We start from the raw sequence: 26,359 nt of genomic DNA, 5'->3' as shown, positions 1-26,359 counted from the left end.
TCGAGGATGCACAGCTGGCAATCATCTGGACGTGAGGTGATGGCCTTTCCTGCCATCACCTCACGCATGTTCCCTTAGCCCGGTGTCGCGCCGGTGATCTCCGCAAGGGCGTTGAAGAACCCTTTCTTGCGCGCGGAATGGATGCCCCAATCGACCGGCAGGCTCTGATAACCATCCTCGAAAGGCTCGGTGATCTGGCGATAATCGAAATAGCCCCAGCCGACATATTCCTGCACCGCGGCGTTCAGATCATTGTCGAACTTCTCGAAATCGAAATGATCGTCTTCATTGATCAGCAGAGGCTGGCCATGATAGCCCGGCATCGCGCGAATGTCCTTGGCGCGGCTGCGCAGGGCATCGGGCGTGGCCATGGCATTGCCATGGAACAGCACGTAATCCACGCTTTCCAGCAGCCGGGCCGGGATTTGCGAGTGCCAGAGGATGCTGGTGCTGACCTGGAGCCGCCCCTGCCGGTTGCGGATCTTGCCCTTGCTGCGGGCCTGGATGCGGGCCACCAGTTCATGCGCGCGGGCAGGCTTGATGATATCGTATGCCCAGGGGGCCAGATCCACCTCATTGCCCACCTCGATCAGCACATGGGTGTAGCCCTTCTGGCAGATCAGATCGATCACCTCATCGGCGGCGCGCATTACGGCAGCCTCATCCTTCAGCGCCGGTTTTGCCGCAATGTAGAACAGCCCCAGAATGGCCACCATGCCGGCCGCATCAAGGGCATCGAGCACGCGGATCAGGCGGTCGCGGTAATCGGGGAGCAGATGGCCGTCAGCAGTATAGCCGCTCATCTGCCAGGGCTGATGCCAGCCATAGCCCATCGGGCTGCCGCCCTGAATGTTGAAAGCCACCGACGTCAGCCCACGCGCCCGATAGAGCGGCAGGGCGGCGATGAACTCATTGGTGTTGCGCTCCGGATCCCAGGGGCCGTCGCGATAGGCCCACATGCCGCGCGTTTCGGGGTTCTGGTCATTGGCGATGCAGTTCACCATGCGCGAGGTGAAGAGCAGCCCCTCGATCCTCGATCCGCGATACGCCCGCCCGGGATAGGTCGGCTTGCCGTTTATATGGAAAGCATCGCCGACGACATCGACCACCGTGGCGCGCGCGGATGCCGCGGCAAAGGCCGGAGCGACGGGAAAACCCGCCAGCATCACGGCGCTGCCGGTGCCCATCAGGCGCAAGACATCGCGCCGGTTGTTCATGAACTTCGTCATCCTGCATCTCTCCATGATTGTGTTTCGTTGCTTGCGTAAACGGCCTCGACCAGCGCCAGCGTGCGCAGATAGTCGGCTCCGGTCAGCTCATGCGGCTGCCCGTCGGCCAGAGCCCGGGTGAAATGCGCCAGCGTGTGATAGACGCAATCACCCGCAAAGCCCTTTTTCTCATGATGATAGGGCACGGTTTCCACCTGCCCGCGCGGCGTGACGAGGCGCAGATCGCCATCCTCGGAAAGGACCAGCGCGCCCTCGCTCCCCTCGATGCGGAACGCCCCGAAGGTGTAGCGCGGATCCTCCGCCTCGGCCGGGTGATAGCGGTCGGCATCCCACAGGCCGCTGGCGCCATTGGCGAAATCGCACAGCACCAGTGCCTTGTCCTCCCCCGCGATCACCGGGTTCAGCCGGTCCAGCCGGGCCATGACCCGCGTGACCTCCCCGCCCAGAAAGCGGAAGACATCGAGGATATGCATCGCGTCATCCACGATGCCCTTCAGGCCATCGGCTATCGGCCATCCACCATGCCGCGCCTGCTGTACGGAGGATCGGTCTCGGCGGAGAACGCCGCTGACATTCTGCGGCTGCCGCTGGTCGATGGGGCGCTGGTCGGCAATGCCAGCCTTGGCACGCCATCCTTCTCCAGCATCATTCGTCAGGCAAGCGGCGCGACATGACGGGCGCTTCACGGGCGGGATGCCCTGTTTCCACCCAAGCCTCCATGCTCTTCTGCATATCGACAACGGCCTGTCTGGGCCCGCCGCCACAATGGCCCACACCGGCAAGCAGACTCAGACGGTAAAAATGCGAAACATTCCCCATGCGCGCCCGCACCCTTGCGCGATAGGCCAGCGTATCGGCGAAAGGCACCACAGGATCGGCCAGCCCATGCCATTGCAGCAGCTTGCCCCCCGCAGCCGCCAAAGCCGACAGATCGGCGCTGTCGGCATCGACGGTGGCCGACAGACGCTCTCTGGCGCGGTCCAGATCGCGCCCGAAGGAGAAGGTCCACCAGTTCCAGCCTTGCCCCTCGCCGGCCCACACCTGCCAGAAGCTGGCCCGCATGGGGATGCTGCCGTTGCGGGGATCGCTCCAATACAGCGACCATTGCCGCTCCGTTCCCGGCGCCTGGCCGAAGAAGACGGGGCGGTGTCTTTCATCATGCGGCCCGGCATAGATGGCACGCGCCGCGGCGACCTGCTCGGCGGTCAGACACGCCGCGTGCTGGCGGGGGCGACACAGCAGGGCGCCGGGATCTGCGTGGCATGCGCCGGGATGGTCCAGCCAGCGCGCGCCGTGCTTGCCGCAACGCAGCAGCGCATGCCGCGCCAGCAGATCGAGCTGGCTCTGCCCCAGGATGGGATGCAGATTGTCGCCACGCCGATGGTTGCTCAGGAACATCCACAGGAAACCGGCGTTCAGCCGCACCCGGTCATAGCCCGGCGCGCCCGCGACAAGACCGTCAAAGTCATGAGGGAAGCGCTGCGCCTCGGAAAGCGCCTGATGGCCACCGGTGGAACAGCCGTTGAAATAGCGCCAGCGCGGCGCCCGGCCATAATAGGCCCGGGTCAGGCTCGGCGCCTTGCGTGCCGTTTCGTGAACAGCGCGCCATCCCCAGTCGACGATCGCTTCCGGGTGGCCGAGCGCGAAGGAGGGATCATCCCCCTGATGTCCGGTGTCGGTCGCGGCGACGGCATAGCCCTTGGCCAGCGCACGCGCCATCTGCGCCAGAGGCATGGCTGAAGCATAACCGCCATTGCCCAGCATCAGGAAGCGCCCATTCCACCGGGCAGGCAGCCACAGCGCAAAGCCGATGTCAGAGCCTGTCACCGGGTGCAGATGGCCGCTGACCCGACATGAGTCCGCAGTGGCGACCGCCACGACCTCCTCCCCCGCCAAGGCATCACACGCCAAAGCCGGCGCAGCCATGTCTGGCAAAGCTGCCGTGGCTGGCGCCGTGGCCAGCAGCAGCAAGCTGGCCAGCAGGCTCACGGGCGCTGCGCCTGCAGAACGCTGCTCGCTTGCGCCCCGGCCACCAGCTTTGCAGCGTCGTCAGGCAGCAGCCAGCCTTCCCGCACGCGCCGGTCGGCCACGGCTTTCACCTTCGCCACGAAACCGGCGTGCGAGCCATAGCGCTCCTCCAGCGAGAGGCGCGGATCGCCCTTGGCCAGCCTTTCGGCCTTGGTGGCGGCAAAGGGGATGAAGCCGCCCGCAAAGCCGCAATCCGTGCCCGCTCCATAACCCTTGGCCAGCACATTCCAGCCCAGATAGGTGCCCAGCGGCACCAGATGCTGCACCGAGGGCACGCCGCCACCCAGCTCATTGCCGTCCGCATCGACACGGGGCACCAGCGAGGGGATCGCGCGGCGGATCCTTGGCGGCTGCTGCGTGATCACGCCCGAGAGGTCGGGATAATCGAAAGCGGGGCCGTAATCGTAATCCAGCACGCCATTGATCTTGCCATCGGGCACCGGCGCGCCGGGAATCTTGGGCCAATGCATCGCGGCGGCGGCGGGCGCGACGAGATCGCCCTTGGCCAGCGTGGGATATTGGCTGGGCGGCGGAGCCCGGCCTGTGCTGACCCACTCCACAAGCCGCTTCATCAGGGCGCGCATGGTGGGCAGCGAAGGATTGGGATTGCTGGCCAGCACACACACCGGCGCGCCCGGCCATGGCTTGTCGCCATCGAGCGAGATGCCGCCGATCATCGATCCGCCATGCGTCACGCCCGGGAAGTAATAGCGGCGCACATTAGGCGCGATGGGCACATCGGCCCTGGCATCCGTCCCCACCAGCGCGGGTGAGAGGCGCAGGCCCCACAATTCGGTCGAACCGAAGGTCTCCATGATCCTGGGGCAGGTGTTGGTGGCGGTGCAGCGGTCGAGCAGGCTGTGAGCGCCGCGCCCGCGCGTGGTGTCGTTATAGCGGGTCCACCAGAGCGTGCCCTCGCTGCCGGGCTCGAACAGGGTGGCGGCGCCGCCGGGCACGGCGAAGCGCAGGTTGAGCGGCACCTGCCGCGCGGCGATGTTCGGATTGGCGCCATCGAAGACGCGGGCGCCATTCTCATCGCGGTTGAAGCCCAGATTGATGAAACTCTTGACGAAATTGCCCGATTGCGAGGTGCCGCTCACCACGCTCCAGCGCACCTGCCCGGCAAGCGGGTTGGGCGTGCCCGCGTCATCGGTTTTGGCGTGGCGCAGAAAACTCACCAGATCGCGCGTGGCGGCAAAGCCCATGCCCAGCACCAGCGGATCGCGCGCCCGATAGGCCAGCGTATAGGCCTGCGTGGCATCGAAGCCGTCCTTCAGGCAGATGCGCGCCGGATCGGGCGTGCCGGGGAAAGGTGCGCTGCGGCAATCGGCAAAGGCCCATTGGTCGGCGGGAATGGCCTCCAGCGCGGCTTCATCGCTGCTCTGGTGATAGAGATGGGCGTGGGCGGTGTTCAGATCCACCGGGAGGGGCCGCGCCACCGGGCGTCCGATGCCGCCGGTCAGGCCCCATGTGCTGCCGGAAAGATCGATGACGCGGGCCAGCGCCATGCCGGTCAGCCCCTTGACGACGGGCACGGTGGCGCTCTGCACGCCGGGCGCCGGGGTGAGGTCGCCCTGCCAGCCGCTGATGACGCGGATATGGCCGTCCTCATCGGGGCCGACCTTGCCGTTGCCGCGGTTGGGCACATCGTAGAACAGCACGGCACTGCCGCGCTCCAGCGGACGGGCGATGGCGAAGGTGGCGCTGTAACCCACCCGGCCTTTCGCATTGCGCGGAGCATGGGCGATATCGGTGATGATGGCATCACGCCCGGGGCTGACATCGCCGTCGAAACTGCCGGTGATGATCTCATAGGGCCGCTCGCCCGGCTTGACGGGGGCCGGGGTGCGGCTCTCGATATGGATCGCGGTGACGCGGCCCTGCGCGCCGGTGGCCAGCGCCAGCAGCGCGCTGCCCCACAGGAAGGCCTTACGCATCGCCCATCTCCATATCCAGCAGCTGCGCGCCCAGCGTCTTGCCATGGGCATCGAGCGCCAGCGACCGCGTCACCCCGCCAGACAAAGCGCCATGCAGCACGAAATTGACCGCGCCCAGATTGGGCAGCACATGGCGCTCGATCCTGCGTGGTTTCAGCATGGTGAGGTGGTCGGCCACGCGCTGGGCCGTCAGCTCGCGTTCCAGCCGCGGGAAGTCGTCCGCATGGCGCGCGAAGACGCAGATCTGGGATGTGTCGCCCTTGTCGCCGGTGCGGGCATGGGCAATGTCGCGCAGGCGCATCAGCTCACCTCATGAAGAATGGAGGGGGACACCGCGTCACGCCCGATCAGCACCGAGGCGACGGCGACCACCTCACGCAGGGAGGTGGTCACCCCGCCCCCGCCCGAGGGACCATTGAGATAGAGCGCCTCCACCTCCGCGCCGATTTCGGCGGCGGTGGCGGCATCAAGCGCGCGGGCGGCGACACGGGCGCGCACCTCGGCGGGGTCGCCCGCGCGGGCCGTGACATTGGCCGAGTTCATGCCGATCAGATCATAACGGATATCGTCGACGGGCAGGCCGAGCATGGCGATGCGTTCCTTCACGATCTCCAGCGCCAGCTGCCCGCGCGCCACCGCGCCCGGCCCGGCATAGGTGATCTGTCCCTCGCCGATAAAGCCGTCGCGATAGCCGACCGAGACCTTCAGCCTTTCCGGACGGGAATGCCCCTGCGCGCCCGCAACAGCGATGCGATCCGGGCCGAGTTCGGTCAGGCTCAGGCCGGTGAAATCGGCCACCACATCGGCCTGCAGATAGCGCGCGGGATCAAGGATCTCATACATCGCCTGCTCGCGCGCGCTGGCCAGCGAGAGCCGCCCGCCCGAACCCGCCACCTTGGTCAGCACAGCATCGCCATCCTCGGACACTTCGGCCAGAGGAAAGCCCAGGCGGGCCAGATCGGGCACATTCTTCACGCCGGGGTCGGCGAAATAGCCGCCGGTCAGCTGCCCCGCGCATTCCAGCAGATGGCCCACCGCCGTGCCGCGCGCCAGCCTTGTCCAGTCATCCTGCGCCCAGCCGAAAGCATGGATCATCGGCCCCAGAAACAGCGCCGGATCGCAGACGCGCCCGGTGAAAATCACCTGAGCCCCCTCATCCAGCGCACGGGCGATGGGAAAGGCGCCCAGATAGGCGTTGGCGGAAATCGGCGTGATGTCGGCCAGCGAGCCGTCGCGGTCGATCAGCGGATGATCCTGACCGCTGATGGCGCTCAACACATCGTCGCCCAGCACGGCGGCCATGCGGATGCCCTTCAGACCCAGATCCCGCGCCACGCCCAGCGCCGCCTGCATCGCGGCCAGGGGATTGGCCGCGCCCATGTTCGAGACGATCCGCACCCCGCGCGCCATCGCCGGGGCCAGCACCGCGCGCATCCGCTTTTCCAGCCTTGGATCATAGCCCGAGGCAGGATCGCGCTGCCGCGCCAGCTGAGCCAAGGCAATGGTCCGCTCGGCCAGACATTCGAAGCACAGATAGTCGAGCTCGCCCTTCTCGATCAGTTCCACCGCCGGTTCGATGCGGTCTCCGGCAAAGCCGGCTCCGGCACCAATGCGAATGCGTGTCATGCGGTTGCTCTCACTCATAATCCGATCAGGCCCAGGGCCAGCGCCGCCAGCGTCATCACCAGCGTGGCGGCCAACAGCCATGGGAAGGCGAAGCGCTGATGCGCGCCCAGTTCGATGCGGCTCAGCCCGGCGACAAGGAAGGTGGCGGGCGTCAGCGGGCTGACGGGAAAGCCGACAGTATGCATGCCCAGCAGCGCGGCCTGCGCCACCTGCACCGGCGCCACGCCGAAATGCCCGGCCACCTGCGCCACCACCGGCAGCACGCCGAAATAGAAGCTGTCGGGGTCGAACAGCATGCTCAGCGGCATGCCGGTCAGCGCCACCAGCAGCGGGATGCGCGCGCCCATGCCGGGGGGCACCAGCGCAACGCTGGACTGGGCCAGCGCATGGATCAGCCCCGCGCCATTCATGATCCCGGTGAAGGCCCCGGCGGCAAACAGGATGCCGGCCATCATCATGGCGGGGCGGGCATGGGCTTCGATGCGGGCGCGCTGATCCTCGGCGCGGGGGTAGTTGATCGCCAGCACCAGCGCGGTCGCCACCATAAAGACCACCGCAGGCTCGGCCTTGCCGGTGACCATCAGCGCGATGACCGCCAGCGTGATCGCCAGATTGAGCCAGAACAGGCGCGGGCGATGCAGCGGATCGAAGGCCTGCACATCGGCGGCGGCGGCGGGCTCGATCTCCGGATCGGCGATGGTTGGCAGGGCGGCGAGGCGTTGCTCTTCGCGATGTCCCATCCACCATGCCGCGCCGAAGACGAAGATCAGGCCCACGATCTGCACCGGCAGCATGGGCGCGAAAATCTGCGCCGTGGGGATATGCAGCGCCGCGCTGGCCCGCAGGGTCGGCCCCGTCCACGGCAGGAAGTTGACGCCCGCCGCCAGCGAGGCGCAACAGGCCAGAATGCGCCGGTCCATGCCCAGCTGGTCATAGAGCGGCAGCATTGCGGGCACGGTGATCAGGAAACACACCGCCCCCGATCCGTCGAGATGGATCAGCAGCGCCAGCAGCGATGTGCCTACTGTGATGCGCGAGGGGCGGCGGCCCACCAGTTTCAGCACGCCGTTCACCAAAGGCGCCAGCAGGCCCGCATCGCTGACCACGCCGAAAAACAGGATGGCGAAGACGAACATCCCGGCCACCGGAGCGATCTTCGTCACCCCAGCGATGATCCAGCCGGGCACCCCCGCGCCCTGCCCCAGCAGCAACGCGCCCGCCACCGGGATCAGGATCATCGCCGCCAGCGGCGACAGCCGGTTGGTGAGGATCACCGCCAGCATCACGCCGACAATGGCCAAAGCTCCAAGGGCCAGCATGCTCAGCCCTCCCCGGCGGAGAGGGCCGCCATCATGTTTTGCGCGGCGGGCGACAGGCTGCGGCCCGAAAGATGGGCGATGCCGATCAGCCGCTCCGATTGCGGATCGTCGAGCCGGCGCCATTCCAGATCATGCGCGCCCACCATCGGGCGGCAGGACAAGGGCAAGGCGCTGATCCCCAGCCCGGCCGCGATAAAAGCCCCCAGCGTGGCAGGCTGGGCGCATTCATAAAGCGGGCGCGGGCTGAGGCCGGCGCGGGCAAAGGCCGCATCGGTGATCTGGCGCACGCTGCTGGAGGGGGCCATGGCGATGAAGGGGCTTTGGGTAAAGCTGTCCCAGCCGGGCTGCGGCGGGGCCTCTCCGGCGCGGCAGACCAGCGCGCAGGGATCTGAAAACAGGGGCAGGAAGGTGAAATCCTCTTCCGTGTCCTCGGGCGGGGTCATCACCGCCAGATCGATCAGCCTTTCGCGCAGCTGCTGATAGATGGCGCCCGCCAGCCCCTCGCGCACGGTCACATCCACCCCCGGCCACTGGTCGCGAAAGCGGCTGAGCACTTGCGGCAGATCGCCCACCGCATAGGAGGGCAACACCCCCAGCACCACCCGCCCGCGCTGGCCCGACAGGGTCTGGCCCAGCTGATCGAAGGCCTCGTCGAAATCGGCGATCAGGCGTTCGGTCAGGCGCAGCAGATCCTCGCCCGCCGGGGTCAGCGAGACATGGCGGCGGTTGCGGTCGAACAGGCGCCCGCCAAGGTCTTCCTCCAGCAGGCGGATGGTGCGCGAGAGGGCCGGTTGCGAGACACAGCTCATCTCCGCCGCGCGGCTGAAGTTGACGGTCTGGGCCAGCATGCGGAACTGGCGCAAGACGGAAAGGCTGGGGGTGCGGGGCATACGGAACCTGTGCGCCAGAGGAAGCCGGCCTTCTGGCCGGGCGAGGGGCGCATGGTGGCGAGGCTCAGGCGCGGCGTCCAGCAGGCAGATGCCTGTCGAGGACGCCGATGCCATGGCCTCGCCAGCCATCATCAGAACTTCGCCGAAACGCGGGCGTACATCTGCCGCCCGAAGGGATCCGCGATCGAGGGCAGATAGCCGTTGTAAAGCGCGGCGCCCGGCGCCTTGTCGAAGATGTTGATCATCCCCAGCGCCAGGTCGTAGCGGTTGTCCTTGCCGAAATTCAGGCTGTATTGCGCGTCGAACACCGAGAAGGAGGCGACCTTGGCCGTCACATTGGGCAGCACCGCGCCCGTGCCGGTGGTGTTGATGTTCTGCCCGTAATCGTCCTTCACGCCCGAGGTGTAGCGCCATGTCAGCGAGAGCGTGTGGCGGCCATAGCTGGCGTCCACCCCGGCCACGCTGCGCCAGCGCGGCGCGGCGGAGGAGGATGTGGGCGACTGGTTGAAGGCATTGCGATAGCCCACGCCATTGTAGACCACCGATCCCGTCACATTGCCGCCGGCATCGCGCAGCAGCACGCCGGTGTCCACATCATAGGTCAGCAGCCAGGTCAGCGTGTCGCGCAGGGTCAGCTTCACCGGCCCGGCATCGAAGCCATATTGGCCCTGCAGGTCGAGGCCCGCCGTCTTGGTGCCGCTGGGCGCGTTGAAGCTGGAGACCAGCACCGATTGCAGCCCGCCGGTCAGCGGATCGCGGATCACCGCGCTGCCGTTGGGCGCGGTGTTGACCACCTGCTGCGGGTTCTGCGTCGAGATCTGGTTGTTGAACTGATAGTTCCAGTAATCGAGCGAAATCCGCGCGCGCCGCGTCGGCACAAAGGTGGCGCCGATGTTGTAGACGGTGGAGGACTGCGGCTTCAGATTGGGATTGCCATAGGTCTGGATCGTGCGGAAGCTGGTGGTGCCGTCGACCGGATCGGTGACATTGACCACATTGGTGCCGATCAGCGAGGCCGAGCCATTGGCCAAGGTCGGCGCCTGAAACGCCTTGCTGTAGGAGCCGCGCAGCGAGAACCAGTCCACCGGGCGGAAGTTTACCGCCACCTTGGGCACCAGCTTGCTGTAGCCGCCCGCATCTTCGTAACGCGCCGCGGCGTTGAGGGTCAGGCTGTCGATGGGTTCGTAATTGGCTTCGGCAAAGACGCTTTTCACCTCGCGCGCGAAGCTGGTGTTGAGATGCTTGCCAAGGAAGCCGCCATAGCCCGAGAGCAGCAGGTCCGAATAGGTGGTGGTGGAGGTTTCGCGGCGATATTGCGCGCCGATGGCCACGGCGATCTCATGGCCGTTGATGCTGGCCAGCGGACCGTTGGCGACGGCCTCGGCGATGTAATATTGCCGCTTGTAATCGGTGAAGACGTCGCTCTGCAGATTGTAGATCAGCGAGGGGTCCATCTGCGAGAGATTGGCCTGCAAGGGGCTGTAATAGAGGCAGCTGCCCTGCCCCGCCACCGCGCCGCTGGCCCCGCCCAGGAAGTTGGTGTTGCAGTTGGGGCCGCCGTAACCGCGCAGCGCCGCCTGGAACAGGTTCATATCGGTGTCACGGTCACGCGCGATGGTTTGCGATGCCGAATAGGTCAGCGTCGCCAGATACTTCCATCGCCCGATCAGGCTGCCGCGCCCGCCCAGCACATAATGCTGCTGGTTCACCGTATCGCGCATCACGCGATAGTCATAGCCGCCCGGAAAACCCTGAGCGCCGATGGCGCGGCCATAGAACAGCACATTCACGCCGAAGGGGTTATAGGGGTTGGAGGCGGGCATCGTCGCATTGCCCGCGTTCTGGGCATAGGACGGCACGCCGAAACGGTCTGAGTCCTGATGGTAATAGCTGATTTCGGCAAACAGCGTGTTGGCGTCGGTGATCTCGAAGGTTGTATCATCGTGAATGTTGATGCTGCGCGCGCGGGGGCGGATCGGGTTCTTGGGCTGGAAATTGTAGAGGCAGTTGCCAAGGCCGAAGGTCGCACCGCCGGTGGGCGAGTACACGCTGTTGGTGCCCGCCGCGCCGCAATTGGGGTCCACCACTTTCAGCGTGCCATTGGCCGCCTTGTTGGCATCGTAAAGCGCGGTGTAATCATTGCCACCGATCACCACATGGCCACCGGTCGCGGTCAGCGGGCGCCCGGTCAGCAGATAGCTGCCGGGATAGCCGCTGGCGGTGTTGTTGACGAAATTGGTGACCGCGCGGTCCGAATTCTGCAGATTGTCCTGAAAGCGGTAGGAGGCCGAGAGCACGGTGTGGAACCGGTCACTGCCCAGCCCCAGCATGGCCTGCACGTTCCAGGCGGGCGACTTGTCGATGCTGGTGTACTGCGCCGAGGTCTTGAAACCCTTGAACTTCGTATCGGTCAGCACGTTGAACACGCCCGCCACCGCATCCGCGCCATAGGTGGAGGAGGCGCCGTCCAGCAGCACCTCCACCCGCTGGATGGCGATATCGGGCGTCAGGCTGTTGAGGTTGACGTAATCGTCGCCCGCCTGAGGCGTCACGCGGCGCCCGTTGAGCAGCACCAGCGTCGATCCCGCGCCCAGTCCGCGCAGATTGGCCGAGCGCGTATCGCGCGAATCCGCGCCGCCCTTGGAGAGATCCTGCAGGCCGCCCGTGCTGCCGACATTCTGCGGGATGAACCGCGTGAGATCGCCGATGGACGACGACCCGGTGCGCTCGATGGCGGCATTGTCCACCGCCAGAATGGGCGAGGCGCGGTTCTCCTGCCGGATGTTGCCCAGATAGGAACCGGTGACCACGATGTCCTGCGGCTTGGGCTCGCTCGCCTGCACCTGATCGGCGGCGGGCGCGGCTTGCGCGCAAGCCTGCCCTTGCAGGCCGGTGATGCCGATGGTCAGCGCCGTGCCCGCCATCAGCCAGTGTTTTGTTCCGAATACCCCCGTCATGCGCACCTCCTCCAGACCATCGGCGAAGAGGTGCCCTTGCGGAACGCAGCCTTGCGCGTCCGATCCGGATTGTTCTCCCTCTCCACCTTGGTGGTTTTCTTGTCTGGAGGCGTGATGCAGCGCGCCGACGATCAAGTGAAATACAATTGACCTATGGTCTTATAACCCGCGCTGATAAGTGCATCGAAACGATGCCGGGGCTTGCAGGCAGCCACACCCTGCATCGCGCGGCCTGCGCGCGATGCAGAGCCCGGCACTGTTCAGGGCTGCGCCGGTTTCTTCAACGCGATCACCTGCTTGGCTTTGGCATAGCTGTCCCAATCGGCCAGCAGTTCCTTCAGCTTGGCCGGTTCGCTGGCGGACAGGTCGGTGGTTTCGCCCGGATCGCGCGCCAGATTGTAGAGGCGCCACTGATTGTCGCCCACGCCCGATTTGAGATAGACGGCGGCATCGGCCCCGGCAGCGGGCAGATAGACGATCTTCCAGTCGCCCTTGCGCAGGCCGCGGCGGTAGAACAGCTCATAGCCCAGCGCTTCCTCGGGCGAGCGCACGGTGTCGGTCTTGCCGGCCAGCAGCTGGCTCCAGCCATGGCCTTCATGAGGCAGGATGGGATGGCCGTTGAAGCTGGCGGGCTGGGTCAACCCCGCCAGTTGCAGCAGCGTGGGCGCGATATCGGTGACGCTGAGGTTGGCCGTGTTGATCCGTCCGCCCTGCACGCCCGCGCCGGAGGCAAAGGCGGTGGTGCGGATGCCGCCCTCGGTGGGATAGGATTTGACGAGGCGCGAAGGCACGGCATTGGCCTCGGCCCAGCCCGGGCCATAGCCGACATAGGAATTGGCCTTGCCCAGATTGCTAAGGCTGTTGTCGATCTTGAGCAGCTGGTTGAAATTGCCGCCCTTGGGGCCGGTGATCAGATTGCCCTCGGGGCCGTTGTCGGCCAGGAAGATGATGGTGGTGTTGTCATAGCGCCCGCTGCGCTTGAGTTCCGTGATCACGCGGCCGACATTCTGGTCCAGCCGGTCGACCATGGCGGCGTAGATTTCCATCTTGCGGGATTCCAAGGCCTTTTCCTCGGGCGTCAGGCTGTCCCACGGCTTGGCCAGCTCATGGGCATGCGCCACGGCATCCTGAGGCACCAGACCCAGCTCTTTCTGGCGGGCAAGGCGCTGGGCTTTCAGCACATCGTAACCGGCATCATAGCGCCCTTTGTAGCGGGCGATGTCCTCGGGCGGGGCCTGCATCGGCCAGTGCGGGCCGGTGAAGGTGAGATAGGCGAAGAAGGGCTTGGTATCGCCCGCCTTCGCGCTCTGATCCAGAAAGCCGATCAGCTGATCGGCAAACTGGTCATCGACATATTTGCCTTGCGGGTAATGGACTTCCTTGAGCCCCTCGCGCCAGGTCGAGCGTTCCCCGGCCTTGCCCCAGGCCTCGGTCTGATCGGCGCCGAAATGGTTGCTCAAGCCCTGGAGCAGGGCATAGGACTGGTCGAAGCCGCGCGCCGCCGGGCTGGTCTGCTCGGTCAGCCCCAGATGCCATTTGCCCGCCATCAGCGTGTGATAGCCACCCGCCTGCAGCAGCTCGGCAATCGAGGCGACGCGGTTGTTGAGGAAACCCTCATAGCCATCATGCCCGCGCTGGCTGGCGTCGAGCAGTTCGGCCATCGAGCCGAGGCCCGCCTCATGATTGTCCACCCCCGACAGCAGCTCCGAACGCGTGGGCGAACAGGTGGGCGCGGTGTGGAAACCGGTGAAGCGCACACCTTTCAGCGCCAGCGCATCGAGGTTGGGCGTGCGGATCTCGCCACCGAAAGCGCCAAGGTCCGACCAGCCCAGATCGTCGGCCACGATGACGAGGAAGTTGGGGCGGCCTTGCGCCTGCGGTGCCTGCGTGGTGGCAGCCGATTGCGCCAGCGCCGGAGCGGCCCATGCGGCGCTCAGGCTGGTGGCGGCCACGAGAGCCAGCGCAAGAGATTTGAAAGATCGACGTTTTGCCACCGGATGCTTCCCTTTGGTTTGGTCCATGCGGAGCACCATGCGCGATGTTGCCATCACGCATGGTGCTCGGGGTTTGTGTGATCGCATCGTTGCCCGCGAAAAACCGGTTCCCACGTTTTCGCACGATGCGCTGACGACGCGCTCGTATGCGGCGGAGGGTCGAAAAGGGGCAAGGTAGTAAAACTCCATCATATTGGTAGATTTTATATGTTGCCCGATATCCGACCTAACCAATAGGCGAACGTCCAGAACGCACCAACATGGAACGTGAGGGACAATGCCACATTCAGTTTTCCGCCACAGCCGGAGCGATATCTCGCGCCTGGCCCTGATCGCCTGCACCGCCCCCGCGCTGCTGGGCGCCATGCCCGCGCTGGCCGGAACCGAGGCGCCCGCTGCCGATGCCGCCGCGAACACCGCCGCCGCCCCAACCACCGTTGGCGACGATATTATGGTCTCCGCCCGCCGCCGCACCGAAAAGAGCCAGGATGTGCCCATCGCCATCAGCGCCTTTGCCGGCAAGCAGCTGGAAGCCACCCGCACCTACAATCTGCGCGATCTGCAATCGCTGACGCCCAGCCTTGTCGTCACCGTCACCAACCCGCGCAACACCTCGATCAACATTCGCGGGCTTGGCAACAATGTCTCGGTCTACAATGACGGGCTGGAGCCTGCCGTGGGCGTCTATCAGGATGGCGTCTATCTGGCGCGCCCCGGTCAGGCGGTGTTCGACATGGCCGATCTTGACCATATCGAGGTGCTGCGCGGGCCGCAGGGCACGCTCTTCGGCAAGAACACCTCGGCGGGCGCGGTGGTGATCAACACCAAGGCACCGACCTTCACGCCGGAGTTCGGCGGCGATGTCAGCGGCGGCAATTACGGCTTCCACCAGATCCACGCCTATGCCAGCGGCGCGCTGATCGAGGACAAGCTGGCCGCGCGCCTCTTCGTCTCCAAGACCGACCGCAACGGCTACACCACCAACATCCATACCGGTTTCAACGGGCAGGATTACCACGATTTCAGCCTGCGCGGGCAGCTGCTCTTCACCCCCAGCGACCGCTTCAAGCTGCGCATCATCGGTGACTATGGCAATCAGCATAGCAACACGGCCTCCAGCGTGCTGGTGGGTGTGATCCGCAACTACACCAACGGCGCCAATTTCGCGAACAACTTCACCGATCGCGCGAAGCTGGCGGGCTATACGCCGATCAGCGCCCCGCCCTCGGCGCGGCTGGTCGATGTCGATGGTCAGCAGAACTATCGCATGAACCAGCATGGCGTTTCGGCCACCGCCGATTACAGTCTGGATGGTGCCACGATCACCGCGGTCAGCGCCTATCGCGCCTGGAACTGGTATCCGCACAATGATGGCGACAACACGCCGCTCGACGCCCAGACCGACGCCCATCAAAGCAACAATCAGAAGCAGTTCAGCCAGGAGTTGCGCATCGCCTCGACCGGCGAGCGGCGCGTGGATTATGTCGCGGGGGTCTATTACCTCTATCAGCAGATCAAGGCCGAGGCGGTGAACCTCTATGGCCGTCAGGCGGGCCTGTGGTATGCGCCCACCACCGATCAGGTGGCAGCGGCCGCCGCGCTGAACAATTATAACATCGTCAGCCATTCCGAGCCGGTCACCAACTCCTATGCGGCCTTCGCCCAGACGGTGTGGCATGTGGTGCCCAATGTCGATCTGACCACCGGCCTGCGCTACACTTACGAGAAGAAGACCGGCTGGTTTGTCCAGACCGCCAGCGGCGCCGATCTTTCAGGCCTCACCGCCGCCCAGCAGACGGCGGCCAACACGCTGCGTGCGCGTTATGGCGTGGCCAATTCCTTCAGCGCGGAAACCAGCGCCGGGCGCCTTTCGGGGCAGGCGACGCTCTCATGGAAGATCACCCCCGCCGTGCTGGCCTATGCCACCTATTCGCGGGGCAACAAGTTCGGCGGGCTCAACCTGTCGAACATTGTGACCACGGGGGCCTATGCCGCCAATCCGGTGATCGGGCCGGAAACCATCAATTCCTATGAGGCCGGCCTCAAAACCAGCTGGCTGGGCGGCAAGCTGGTGGCCAATGTCGACGGCTTCTGGACCGATGACAGCAATTACCAGACCACCATCGTGGACGTCACCCGCAACAACCAGAGCTATTTCACCAATGTCGGCAAGGTGCGCTCGCGCGGTTTCGAGGCCGATCTGCATGGCAATCCGGCGCCCTGGCTCTCCTTCTACGCCTCGGGCACCTATGACGATGCGCGCTACCTTTCCTATCCCAACGCCCCCTGCCCCATCGAGGTGACCGGCCAGACCCTGTGCAACATGAGCGGGCGCCTGCTGCCGGGCGTCTCCAAATGGGCCGGATCGGCGGGCGGCGAGGCCAAGGGCGCCCTGGGCCGCAACTTCGGCCATGACGCGGAAGTCTATGCGGGCGTCGATTACTCCTATCGCAGCGCGCAATACACCACGGCGGCGGATTCGATCTATTCGCGCATCCCCGGTTATGGGCTGGCCAATCTGCACTTCGGCATCAGGGCTCTGGACGGGCGCTACGACATCCAGCTCTGGGCCCGCAACATCACCAACAAGACCTACTATCTGACCCTCTCGGCCGACAATTTCGGCGCCATTCGCGGCACGCTGGGCGATCCGCGCACCTATGGCGTGACGCTGCGCACCAAGCTGTGACCATCTGGACGCCCCTCTCGATAAGGATATGCGGATGACGAAAAACCTGCCTGCCGCCCTTCTGGCGGCCTCGCTTGCGCTGCTCGGCGGCACCGCTCTGGCCAATCCCAGCGTGTTCCCCACCGGGACCACGGTGTATGATCCGGCCAGAGCCTACAACAGCTACATCATCTTCAGCGGCACCGACGAGAAGACCCATCTGATCGATATGGACGGGAATGAAGTCCACCGCTGGGAACAGCAGGGCTTCCCGGGCGAATTGCTTGACCCGGCGGTCACCAAAGGCGCGCGCGGCCATGTGCTGGTGCAGCTGGAGGCCAGCGACAAGGCCGGGATCGGCACCGTGCCCGGCGTGAAGATCTTCAGCAACAAGTCGATCGCCGAACTCGACTGGAACGGCAAGGTCGTCTGGTCATGGAGCGGCGAGGGCTCCCCCACCGGCGAGGCGCGCCAGCATCATGACTGGCAGCGGTTGGCCAATGGCAACACGCTGGTGCTGGCCAACTGGTCGCACAAGCTGCCGGGCTTCACCCTGCCCCAGCAGCTGGACGATGTGGTCTATGAGGTGACGCCCGCAGGCAAGCTGGTGTGGCAATGGGCCATCTCGGATCATCTCGACGAGCTGGGTTTCACCCCCGAGCAGCTCGGCCTGATCCGCGCCGCCTCCACGCCCGATTATTTCCACCTCAACGATATGACCTCGGTCGGTCCCAACAGATGGTTCGATGCGGACGACAAGCGCTTCGATCCCGACAATGTGCTGATCGATTCCCGCAATGGCGATTTCGTGGCCATCATCGAGAAGAAGAGCGGCAAGGTCGTCTGGCATCTGGGCCCCAATCTGCCGCCGCTGGTCAGCCATGAGGCCGGAGCGAAGCCTTTGCCGGCGCCGCCTGCCGGGGAGCAGGTCAACCAGTTCGTCGGCCAGCATGATGCCCATATCATCCCCAGGGGCCTGCCGGGCGCGGGCAATCTGCTGCTCTTCGACAATCAGGGCGCTGCCGGTTATCCCGCCGCCGAACTGGCCACGGTGGGCGGTTCGCGCGTGCTGGAGATCGATCCCACCACCGGCAAGGTGGTCTGGTCCTACACGGCGGACAAGTCCGACCAGCCGCTCTGGGCCTTCCGCAGCGCCTTTATCTCCAGCGCGCGGCGTCTGCCCAACGGCAACACGCTGATCGATGAGGGGATGAACGGGCGCTTCTTTCAGGTGACGCCGCAGGGCGAGATCGTCTGGGAGTATGTCAGCCCCTATTTCGCCAAAACGGCGGCGGCAGGCTCCGGCAAGCCGGTGACCAGCAACTGGGTCTATCGCGCCCAGCCCGTGCCCTATGACTGGGTGCCGCCGGGCACGGCTCACGCCGAGAAACCCGTGACGCCGCCCGCTTTGGGCAGCTTCCGGGTGCCGGTCGAACCCTGATCCATGGACGGGGGGCTGGAGGCATGCGCCACCGGCCCCTCTGACCTTCGCCGCCACCCAGCCGCGCCTGCTGAAACTGATGCATGAAAGCGAGCTGACCACGCCGGAGATCGATCCCGCGCCGCTGGCGCATCAAGGTCGCGGCTATCGCGCCTTGCTCACGCGGCGCTGGTGGGTTGAGGCCCTTGCGCCAGCATAGGCTAGGCCGCCATATAGACCGCAGCCTCCTCCCCCAGATAGACGAAGGGGTCGGCATCGGCAGCCCCGATCAGGAAACCCTGAGCGCCATGGCAGCCATAGTGGCGCAGCGCTTCGAGCTGGGTTTGCGTCTCCACCCCCTCGGCCACCACGACCGCGCCGAGCTGCGTGCTCAGCACCACCACCGCCGAAACGATCGCACGCGAGGCCTGATTGTCCGGCAGGCCGCTGACAAAGCTGCGGTCGATCTTGATCTTGTCGAAATCGAAGCTGTGCAGATAGGAAAAGGAGGCGAAACCGGTGCCGAAATCATCGAGCGAAATCTTGACGCCCAAAGCCTTGAGGTCACGGATATAGCGCTTGATCCGCTCCTCATCGTCGATCAGCACGCTTTCGGTGATCTCCAGCTCCAGCCGCGCAGGGTCCAGACCGTAACGTTCCAGCGCCTGCTGCACCACCTGCACCAGCCCCTCGACACGGAACTGCACCACCGAAATGTTCACCGCCACCGTCAGCGGCGCAGGCAGGGCGGAACCGATGGCGCAGGCCTCGTCGATCATCCATTCGCCCAGCTCGTGGATCAGGCCGATGTCTTCGGCCAGCGGGATGAACATCGCCGGGGAGATCATGCCGCGTTCCGGATGGCGCCAGCGCATCAGGCATTCGAAGCCGGAAATGCGGCCATCGGCAAGATTCAGCTGGGGCTGCAGATGCGCCTCGATCTCGCCGCGCCTCAGCGCGCCGCGCAGGTCGGTCTCGATCGCATTGCGCTGCACCAGCCCATCGCGCATGCGCGGCGAGAACTTGCGCCAGATGCCCTTGCCATCCGATTTGGCGTTGTAGAGCGCAACGTCGGCGTAATTGAGGAATTCCTCGGCATTGCCGCAATCCTGCGGGTAAATGGCGATGCCGATGCTGCCGCCCAGATGCACCACCTTGTCGCCGAAGCGGAAGGGTTCGCGCATCGCCGCGATCAGGCGGTCGGCGATCTTTTCCGAAAGCTTTTCGACCGCAGTCCCGCTCACCACCACGGCGAATTCGTCGCCGCCCAGCCGCGCGGGCATGTCATCTGCGCGCAGCGCATTGCGCAAGCGCACCGCCATTTCCTTGAGCACCATGTCGCCCGCGGCATGGCCGAAGGTGTCGTTCACGATCTTGAAGCGGTCCAGATCGATGGCCAGCAGCGCCACCTCCTGAGGCTCATCGGCCTGATCGATCTGCTGCAGGCGGGTGAAGAGGTGGTTGAGCAGCTGCACCCGGTTGGGCAGCCCGGTCAGCGCATCGAAATGCGCCAGCTTCTCAAGACGCTGGGCGGTGCGAGCCCGCTCGCTCAGGGTCGCGCGCAGAAGATCGACCACACCGGCCACGCCCAGATAATGCCCATCTTCCACCACGACGAAACCGCGGACCAGATCGTTAAAATTGTTGTCCAGCGCGCGCTCGGCGAAGTCGGCGGCCTTTTCGCGCGCCTCCACCAGCAGCGACACCGGTTCCATGATGCGGGTGATCGGGCGGCGGGCGAAGAGGGCGCGACCGAATTCGGCGGAGAACTGCATCAGGAAGCTGTTGCGCTCCACCATGCCGATCGGCTTGCCATGGTCGTCCACCACGACCAGCAGCGGGCATTCGGCGATCTCCTGAAACAGATTGTAGGCCGCTTCACCCACGTCGAAACTGCGCAAGGCCGGCAAGGGCTTGACGAGAGAACGCAGTGTCATTTTTATCGTTTCCTAGCAGACCACAAGGCTGACTATAAGGACGGAGGATTAAAGCAAAATGTAGGGCCAAACCTCGCCAAAATTACGGGGCTTTCACTGTAATATTGTCATCAAATGGAAAGGTTTGGCGGCTGTCCGGCGCGCCGTTCATCCACTCGCTCGCAGGGCTGCGTGAAAAGCCCGGACTTTCGTCGACAAGCGCGACATGGCGGTTGATCCGGCAGGCGATCCTGGCCAGACCGCAGCCTCGCCCATCCCGCCCTGACGCCCGACCTCACGATTGCAGAGACCAAGCACCGTGCCGCAAGCCGACACCCCCGCCACCCGACTTGCCACGCGTCTGGCCTTTTTCATCGCGGGCTTCGGCATCGCCTGCTGGGCGCCCCTGGTGCCTTTCGCGAAAAACAGGCTGGGGATCGACGATGCCGCGCTTGGCCTGTTGCTGCTGTGTCTGGGCAGCGGCTCGGTCATCGCCATGCTGGGCGCAGGCACGCTGAGCGCGCGCTTCGGCACCCGCCCGGTGATCCTTGGCGGCAGCGCGGGGCTTGTCCTGCTGTTGCCTTGTCTGGCCCTTGCGCCCTCGGCGGCAACGCTGGGCCTGGCCCTGTTGCTGTTCGGGGCCTCGCTGGGCGCGCTGGACGTCGGCATGAATGTGCATTCCATCGAGGTGGAAAATGCCTCGAGCGAACCGCTGCTTTCGGGCTTTCACGCCCTCTACAGCGTCGGCGGCTTTGCGGGCGCGGCCACCATGACAGGCCTGCTCACGCTCGGAACGCAGGTCTGGGCCGCCACGCTGCTCAGCGCGGGGCTGATGGCGGTGGCCAGCCTGATCATGGCGCCGCGCCTGCTGATCTCCAGACCCGAGGGCGAGGAAAGCCATGTCGCCATGCCGCGCGGCATCGTGCTGGGCCTGTGCGGGCTGGCCGCCGTCACCTTTCTGGTGGAGGGTTCGCTGCTCGACTGGGGCGCGCTGCTCATCACCGATCTGCGCCTGCTCGACCTCCGCCACGCGGGCGCCGGCTATATGCTGTTCGCCATCGCCATGACCTTCGGGCGCTTCACCGGCGACAGGCTGACCGCACAAATCGGCGACCGGGCCGCCGTGCTGTGGGGCGGCGTGGTGGTGATCGCCGGTTTCGCGGTGCTGCTGGCGGCGCCGGTGGCGGGCGTGGCGCTTGCGGGATTCGTGCTGATCGGGCTTGGCGCGGCCAACATCGTGCCGGTCTATTTCCGCGTCGCCGGATCGCAGAGCGTGATGTCGGCCCATCTGGCGGTCGCGGTGATGACCACGGCGGGCTATGCCGGCATTCTGCTGGGCCCGGCGATGATCGGCTTTGTCGCGCAGCATGCCGGGCTGCGGACCTCTTTCGCGATGCTCACCGCGCTGTTCCTCATCATCCCGCTGACGGCGCGGGTGGCGCCATCGCGGGCTGACTGAACGGCATCATGGCGGATGGCCAGACGCGCGCCGGTGCCGTATGGCCCCTTCAAGCGTTTCATGCCTGAGGAGGGCAAGCCGCCATGACCAACCTGCCCGAGGCCATCAACGGCCTGACGCTGAACGACATCGCCAAACTGGCCGAGGAGGGCAAGCTGCCCCCGGTCGAAAGCTGGAACCCGCCCCATTGCGGCGACAGCGCCATGCGCATCCTGCCCGATGGCACATGGTTGCATGAAGGATCGCCGATCACCCGGCCCAGGATGGTGCGCCTGTTCTCCACCGTGCTGCGGCGCGAGGAGGATGGCAGCCATGTGCTGGTCACGCCGGTGGAGAAGCTCTCGATCGCCGTGGAGGACGCGCCCTTCGTGGCCGTCGAGATGAAGAGCGAGGGCGAAGGCCGCGACAGGCGTCTGGCCTTCCGCACCAATGTCGGCGATCTGGTGGTGGCCGGGCCCGATCATCGGCTCAGCCTTGAGGATCGCGGCCATGGCGCAAGGCTCTATCTGCATGTGCGCAAGGGGCTCGATGCGCTGATCGGGCGCGCGCCCTATTATGAACTGGCCAATCTGGCGCTGGAGGAACCGGCCTCCCCGGATGGCCCAACCGATGGTCCAACCGATGGTACTGTGGGCCTGTGGAGCGAAGGCTGTTTCTTCCCGCTGGGCAGCGCTTCATAAGGCGCTGTCAATCATCCGTCGCCCAACCGTCACAACTGCGCCGTAAAACAAGGCGGTTCAGCAGTGCAGGCGATAAGGGCGGCAGAGCATGTCCGGTGTGATCACGCGTTATTTTATCCTGCAACTCGTTGGCGTTCTCACCCTTGCCTGTCTGGCGCTGGGCGTTCTGGTCAGCCCGTGGTGGGCTCTGCCGCTGGCGCTGCTGGCCCCGTTGCTGCTGGTGGGCGTTCACGATCTGATGCAGCCCGCCCATGCAATTTTGCGCAACTACCCCATCATCGGGCATATGCGCTTCATTCTGGAATCGATCCGGCCCGAACTGCGCCAGTACATGATCGAGGACGAGCGTGACCCCGTCCCCTTCAGCCGCGAGCATCGCGCGCTGGTCTATCGCCGCGCCAAGAATGTGCATGATGCGCAGGCCTTCGGCACGGTGAAGGATGTCAACGCCGTGGGCTATGGCTGGATTTCCCATTCCGTGAAGCCCAAGCACATCGAGAACAGCGATTTTCGCGTGTCCATCGGCGGGCCGGACTGCCGCCAGCCCTATGAGGCGTCGGTGCTCAACATTTCGGGCACCAGCTTCGGCGCGCTGAGCGCCAATGCGATCATGGCGCTCAATCTGGGGGCGAAGATGGGCGGCTTTGCCCATAACACCGGCGAGGGCTCAATCAGCCCTTATCACCGCAGGCATGGCGGCGATGTGATCTGGCAGATCGCCACCGGCTATTTCGGCTGCCGCACCGCCGATGGCCAGTTCGATCCCGAGGCGTTCCGCCGCCAGACCGCCGATCCGCAGGTGCGGATGATCGAGCTGAAGCTGAGCCAGGGCGCCAAGCCGGGCCATGGCGGCGTGCTGCCCCAGGCCAAGATCACGCCGGAAATCGCCGAAACGCGCGGCATTCCGATGGACCGCGATTGCGTCTCGCCCGCCGCGCATAGCGCTTTCGGCAATCCGCTGGAGTTCATGCAGTTCATCGCCCGCCTGCGCAATCTGGCGGAGGGCAAGCCCATCGGCTTCAAGATGGCGGTGGGCCATCGCTATGAATTTCTGGCGATCATCAAGGCGATGCTGGAAACCGGCATCACCCCCGATTTCATCGTTGTCGATGGCGGCGAAGGGGGCACGGGCGCGGCCCCTGCCGAATTCAGCAATCACGTTGGCCTGCCCCTGAACGAGGGCCTGTGCTTCGTGCATAACGCGCTGGTCGGCGCGGGGCTGCGCGACCGCATCAGGCTCGGCTGCAGCGGCAAGCTGGTGACGGCTTTCGACTTCTGCCGCGTCTTCGCCATTGGCGCGGATTACGCGCTCTGCGCGCGCAGTTTCATGTTTGCGGTGGGCTGCATCCAGTCGCGCAGCTGCCACACCAACCATTGCCCCACCGGCGTCGCCACGCAGGACCCGCTGCGCCAGCGCGCGCTGGTGGTGGACGACAAGGCGCCGCGCGTCGCCAATTTTCACCGCAACACGCTTCGCGCGCTGGGCGAAATGCTGGGCTCGGTCGGCCTGTCGCATCCCCATCAGCTGAAACCATGGCACCTGCATATCCGCCACCAGAGCGGCGCCCTGCTGCGCGGCGACGCCTTCTATCCCCGCATCGAGCATAACGCCCTGCTGCGCGGCGAAATGCATGACGAGTTGGGCGACGAATGGCGCCGCGCCCGCGCCGACAGCTTCGATCCCCTCGGCGAACCCGAGGGCGGCCCGACCTTCGGCCCTGGCGCCACCACCGGCCAGTCAGACGAGATTGCGGCGGGTCTGGCGCACGCCTGACGGATTAAAGGCGCGAAACAGGCAACTTAGCGCGGCTTCGCGGGTTATTGTTCCAAAGGTGGCATCGGCCGGCAACGACCGGTGTCCCCTCTTGCCCGTTTGCGCCTGCCCGTCTGCGCCTGCCCGTCTGCGTCTTTCTGTCTCCCATGTCCGCAAAGGATCGCCGCCACGTGTCGACCACACCCAAGCTGATCATCCGCAAGGCCAAGCTGAAGGACAGCCACGCCATCGCCGCCCTGTCGGAACGGGTCTATGGCCATGCGGGATCGATGACGGAAGAACAGATCCGCGCCCAGATCAACAAATTCCCCGATGGCCAGCTGGTCGCCGAATATGAGGGCGAGATCGCCGGGCATTGCGCCACCTTCATCATCTCGGAAAAGGTGGCCTTGAAACCCCACAGCTGGTTCGAGATCACCGGCAACGGCTATGCCTCGCGCCATGATCCCGATGGCGATGTGCTCTATGGGATGGAGGTCTGCGTCGATGCGCGCTTCCGCCGCCTGCGCATCGGCCAGCGCTTCTACCGCGTGCGCCGCGAATTGTGCGAACATTTCGAGCTGAAAGGCATCGCCTTTGGCGGGCGCATGCCCGGTTATGCCCGCCGCCGCCGCGAATTTCCCGATCCCAATGATTATCTGGAAGCCGTGCAGAACAAGCGCGTGCGCGACACCGTCATCAACTTCCAGATGACACAGGGCTACGAGCCGCTGCGCGTGCTGAAGGATTACCTGCCCGTCGACCATGAAAGCATGGGCCACGGCATTCTGATGTATTGGGCCAATCCGCTGGCGCCTCAGGCGGTCAACACGCGCACGCTGGCGCCCCATGGCCGCCTGCCCGCCAGCGTGCGGATCGCCACGGTGCAGTTCCAGATGCGCCGCATCTCGGCCATCGAGGAGTTCGAGGAGCAGGTCGAATATTTCATCGATGTCGCCTCGGATTACAAAGCCGATTTCGTGCTGTTTCCCGAGCTGTTCACGCTGCAATTGCTGTCGATCGACGCAGGCAAGCTTTCCCCCATCGAGGCGATCCGCAAGGTGGCCGCCTATAAGGACCGTTTCTGCGCCTTCATGGAAAGGATGGCGGTCAGCTACAACATCAACATCATCGGCGGATCGCATCCCACGCAGGTCGACAAGGGCAATGGCAAGGAGGAAATCCGCAACATCAGCTATGTCTTCCTGCGCGACGGAGCGACCTTTTCGCAGGAAAAACTGCATCCCACGCCTTCGGAAGCGCGCTGGTGGAACATCAAGGGCGGCTATGGCGCCAATGCGATCCAGACCGATTGCGGCCCCATCGGCGTGATGATCTGCTACGATTCCGAATTCCCCGAACTGGCCCGCCATCTCGTCGATCAGGGCGCGCTGATGCTCTTCGTGCCCTTCTGCACCGATGAGCGGCGCGGCTATCTGCGCGTGCGCTATTGCTGCCATGCCCGCGCGGTGGAGAACCAGTGCTATGTCGCCATGTCGGGCGTGGTGGGCAATCTGCCCAATGTGGAGGCGATGGACATCCATTACGCCGAAAGCGCGATCCTGACCCCCTCCGACTTCCCCTTCGCCCGCGATGGCGTGGCGGCCGATACGGCTCCCAACACCGAGACCATCGCGATCGCCGATGTCTCGCTGGCCGATCTGCTGAAGAGCCGCCAATCGGGCGCGGTGCAGAATTTGAAGGACAGGCGCTTCGATCTCTATCGCGTGCATTGGAAGAAGGTGCGGCAGCCCAAGGCCCAGTAACTTATGCTGTCTTGAAATCTCCACATCGCACGGCTTTAGTGCCGCGCATATCCCCTGGAGACAGCAGATCATGAAGAACGCAACACTGGCCCTCTCCGCCGCACTGGCGATGGCGCTGCCCGGCGGCGCTCAGGCGGGCGATGTCGGCAAGCGCGCGCCCGGCGCTTTCGACTATTACGTCCTTGCGCTCAGCTGGGAGCCGGGCTTCTGCGCCACCACCACCGGCCATGCCGACGAGTGCCGCGCCCCCAAGGGCTTCGTGCTTCACGGCCTTTGGCCCCAGCTTGAGGGCGGCGACTATCCCAGCAATTGCGACGGCCCCGCGCTCACCGCCGATCAGCGCCAGCAATGGGGGCCGATCTATGCCGATCCCTCGCTGATCAACCATGAGTGGCCCAAGCATGGCACCTGCTCGGGCCTGACGCCCAATGCCTATTTCCAGCTGTCCAGCAAGGATGTGGCCGCGGTGACGATCCCTGCCGCCTATCGCTCCAGGGCGATCCTGCGCAAGAATGACATTCCCGCGATCACCAAGGCCTTTCTGGCCGCCAATCACGGCATGACGCCCGCCGGGCTGCGGGTCAGCACGCGCAACGGCACCGTGACCGAAGTTACGGTTTGCCTGACGAAGGATGGCGCCTTCCGCGCCTGCTGATGCGGGAAGGTTGAACTGGTTCTGCGCGGGCGATGCGTGATAAGGCGCGCCCACAGCTTCAA

Annotated in this window: 19 protein-coding genes; 8 read left to right on the top strand and 11 right to left on the bottom strand. The window is 65.2% G+C overall.

The window, feature by feature from the left end:
• Nucleotides 1–74: 74 nt before the first annotated feature.
• Both SR3_RS07760 and SR3_RS32380 read right to left on the bottom strand, forming a co-directional pair.
• Nucleotides 75–1,229, bottom strand: a complete 1,155-nt coding sequence (locus SR3_RS07760; RefSeq protein ID WP_068083281.1) for a hypothetical protein — start codon at nucleotides 1,227–1,229, stop codon at nucleotides 75–77.
• A complete protein-coding gene (locus tag SR3_RS32380; RefSeq protein ID WP_407668154.1) occupies nucleotides 1,226–1,726 on the bottom strand; it encodes a Gfo/Idh/MocA family protein in 501 nt (166 codons plus the stop codon). The genes SR3_RS07760 and SR3_RS32380 overlap by 4 nt, the downstream gene beginning before the upstream one ends.
• Here SR3_RS32380 and SR3_RS32375 point away from each other — a divergent pair.
• Nucleotides 1,697–1,903, top strand: a complete 207-nt coding sequence (locus SR3_RS32375; RefSeq protein ID WP_068083275.1) for a triose-phosphate isomerase — start codon at nucleotides 1,697–1,699, stop codon at nucleotides 1,901–1,903. The two genes, SR3_RS32380 and SR3_RS32375, sit on opposite strands and share 30 nt — an antisense overlap.
• Here SR3_RS32375 and SR3_RS07745 read toward each other — a convergent pair.
• From SR3_RS07745 to SR3_RS07710, 8 genes are all read right to left on the bottom strand, one after another.
• Nucleotides 1,875–3,218 carry a tannase/feruloyl esterase family alpha/beta hydrolase gene (locus SR3_RS07745; protein WP_068083272.1) on the bottom strand — a complete coding sequence of 448 codons (1,344 nt, stop codon included), beginning with the start codon at nucleotides 3,216–3,218 and terminating at the stop codon, nucleotides 1,875–1,877. The two genes, SR3_RS32375 and SR3_RS07745, sit on opposite strands and share 29 nt — an antisense overlap.
• On the bottom strand, nucleotides 3,215–5,194 hold the full coding sequence (locus SR3_RS07740) for an alpha/beta hydrolase domain-containing protein (RefSeq protein WP_068083269.1): 1,980 nt from the start codon (nucleotides 5,192–5,194) through the stop codon (nucleotides 3,215–3,217). The genes SR3_RS07745 and SR3_RS07740 overlap by 4 nt, the downstream gene beginning before the upstream one ends.
• Nucleotides 5,187–5,495 (bottom strand): AtuA-related protein, encoded by a 309-nt coding sequence (locus SR3_RS07735; RefSeq protein ID WP_068083266.1) that lies wholly within the window; start codon nucleotides 5,493–5,495, stop codon nucleotides 5,187–5,189. Before SR3_RS07735 ends, SR3_RS07740 begins: the two co-directional genes overlap by 8 nt.
• Complete coding sequence (locus tag SR3_RS07730; RefSeq protein WP_068083440.1) at nucleotides 5,495–6,820, bottom strand: acyclic terpene utilization AtuA family protein; 1,326 nt, start codon at nucleotides 6,818–6,820, stop codon at nucleotides 5,495–5,497. Before SR3_RS07730 ends, SR3_RS07735 begins: the two co-directional genes overlap by 1 nt.
• A gap of 14 nt (nucleotides 6,821–6,834) precedes the next feature.
• Nucleotides 6,835–8,139 (bottom strand): CitMHS family transporter, encoded by a 1,305-nt coding sequence (locus SR3_RS07725; RefSeq protein ID WP_068083264.1) that lies wholly within the window; start codon nucleotides 8,137–8,139, stop codon nucleotides 6,835–6,837.
• 2 nt (nucleotides 8,140–8,141) lie between these two features.
• Nucleotides 8,142–9,029 (bottom strand): LysR family transcriptional regulator, encoded by an 888-nt coding sequence (locus SR3_RS07720; RefSeq protein ID WP_068083260.1) that lies wholly within the window; start codon nucleotides 9,027–9,029, stop codon nucleotides 8,142–8,144.
• 131 nt (nucleotides 9,030–9,160) lie between these two features.
• A complete protein-coding gene (locus SR3_RS07715) occupies nucleotides 9,161–11,986 on the bottom strand; it encodes a TonB-dependent receptor plug domain-containing protein (RefSeq protein ID WP_084455163.1) in 2,826 nt (941 codons plus the stop codon).
• A 260-nt stretch (nucleotides 11,987–12,246) separates the two neighbouring features.
• On the bottom strand, nucleotides 12,247–13,980 hold the full coding sequence (locus tag SR3_RS07710; RefSeq protein ID WP_245653820.1) for an arylsulfatase: 1,734 nt from the start codon (nucleotides 13,978–13,980) through the stop codon (nucleotides 12,247–12,249).
• 277 nt (nucleotides 13,981–14,257) lie between these two features.
• Between SR3_RS07710 and SR3_RS07705 the strand changes: the two genes are divergently transcribed.
• Nucleotides 14,258–16,669, top strand: coding sequence for a TonB-dependent receptor (locus SR3_RS07705; protein WP_084455161.1), 2,412 nt, complete (start codon nucleotides 14,258–14,260; stop codon nucleotides 16,667–16,669).
• A gap of 34 nt (nucleotides 16,670–16,703) precedes the next feature.
• Nucleotides 16,704–18,089: an aryl-sulfate sulfotransferase gene (locus tag SR3_RS07700; RefSeq protein WP_157098696.1), complete on the top strand. Its 1,386-nt coding sequence runs from the start codon at nucleotides 16,704–16,706 to the stop codon at nucleotides 18,087–18,089.
• 200 nt (nucleotides 18,090–18,289) lie between these two features.
• Here the strand turns inward: SR3_RS07700 and SR3_RS07695 are convergent, their stop codons facing one another.
• Nucleotides 18,290–20,005 carry a putative bifunctional diguanylate cyclase/phosphodiesterase gene (locus SR3_RS07695; RefSeq protein ID WP_068083251.1) on the bottom strand — a complete coding sequence of 572 codons (1,716 nt, stop codon included), beginning with the start codon at nucleotides 20,003–20,005 and terminating at the stop codon, nucleotides 18,290–18,292.
• Nucleotides 20,006–20,303: 298 nt separating this feature from the next.
• Here SR3_RS07695 and SR3_RS07690 point away from each other — a divergent pair, with 298 nt between their 5' ends.
• The 5 genes from SR3_RS07690 (at nucleotide 20,304) to SR3_RS07670 (ending at nucleotide 26,297) form a co-directional block, all read left to right on the top strand.
• Entirely contained in the window at nucleotides 20,304–21,443 is a 1,140-nt protein-coding gene (locus tag SR3_RS07690; protein ID WP_068083248.1) for an MFS transporter, read from the top strand.
• Nucleotides 21,444–21,526: 83 nt separating this feature from the next.
• Nucleotides 21,527–22,123 (top strand): DUF1285 domain-containing protein, encoded by a 597-nt coding sequence (locus SR3_RS07685; RefSeq protein WP_068083245.1) that lies wholly within the window; start codon nucleotides 21,527–21,529, stop codon nucleotides 22,121–22,123.
• Nucleotides 22,124–22,211: 88 nt separating this feature from the next.
• Nucleotides 22,212–23,897: an FMN-binding glutamate synthase family protein gene (locus tag SR3_RS07680; RefSeq protein ID WP_084455159.1), complete on the top strand. Its 1,686-nt coding sequence runs from the start codon at nucleotides 22,212–22,214 to the stop codon at nucleotides 23,895–23,897.
• Between the two features lie 170 nt (nucleotides 23,898–24,067).
• Entirely contained in the window at nucleotides 24,068–25,642 is a 1,575-nt protein-coding gene (locus SR3_RS07675) for a carbon-nitrogen hydrolase family protein (RefSeq protein WP_245653819.1), read from the top strand.
• A gap of 70 nt (nucleotides 25,643–25,712) precedes the next feature.
• Nucleotides 25,713–26,297, top strand: a complete 585-nt coding sequence (locus SR3_RS07670; RefSeq protein WP_068083239.1) for a ribonuclease T2 family protein — start codon at nucleotides 25,713–25,715, stop codon at nucleotides 26,295–26,297.
• Nucleotides 26,298–26,359: the final 62 nt, after the last annotated feature.

The organism is Novosphingobium rosa NBRC 15208, assembly GCF_001598555.1.
Taxonomy (GTDB): domain Bacteria; phylum Pseudomonadota; class Alphaproteobacteria; order Sphingomonadales; family Sphingomonadaceae; genus Novosphingobium; species Novosphingobium rosa.
Note: the sequence above shows the minus strand (reverse complement) of the source record. Positions and strands in the feature narration are given on the sequence as shown.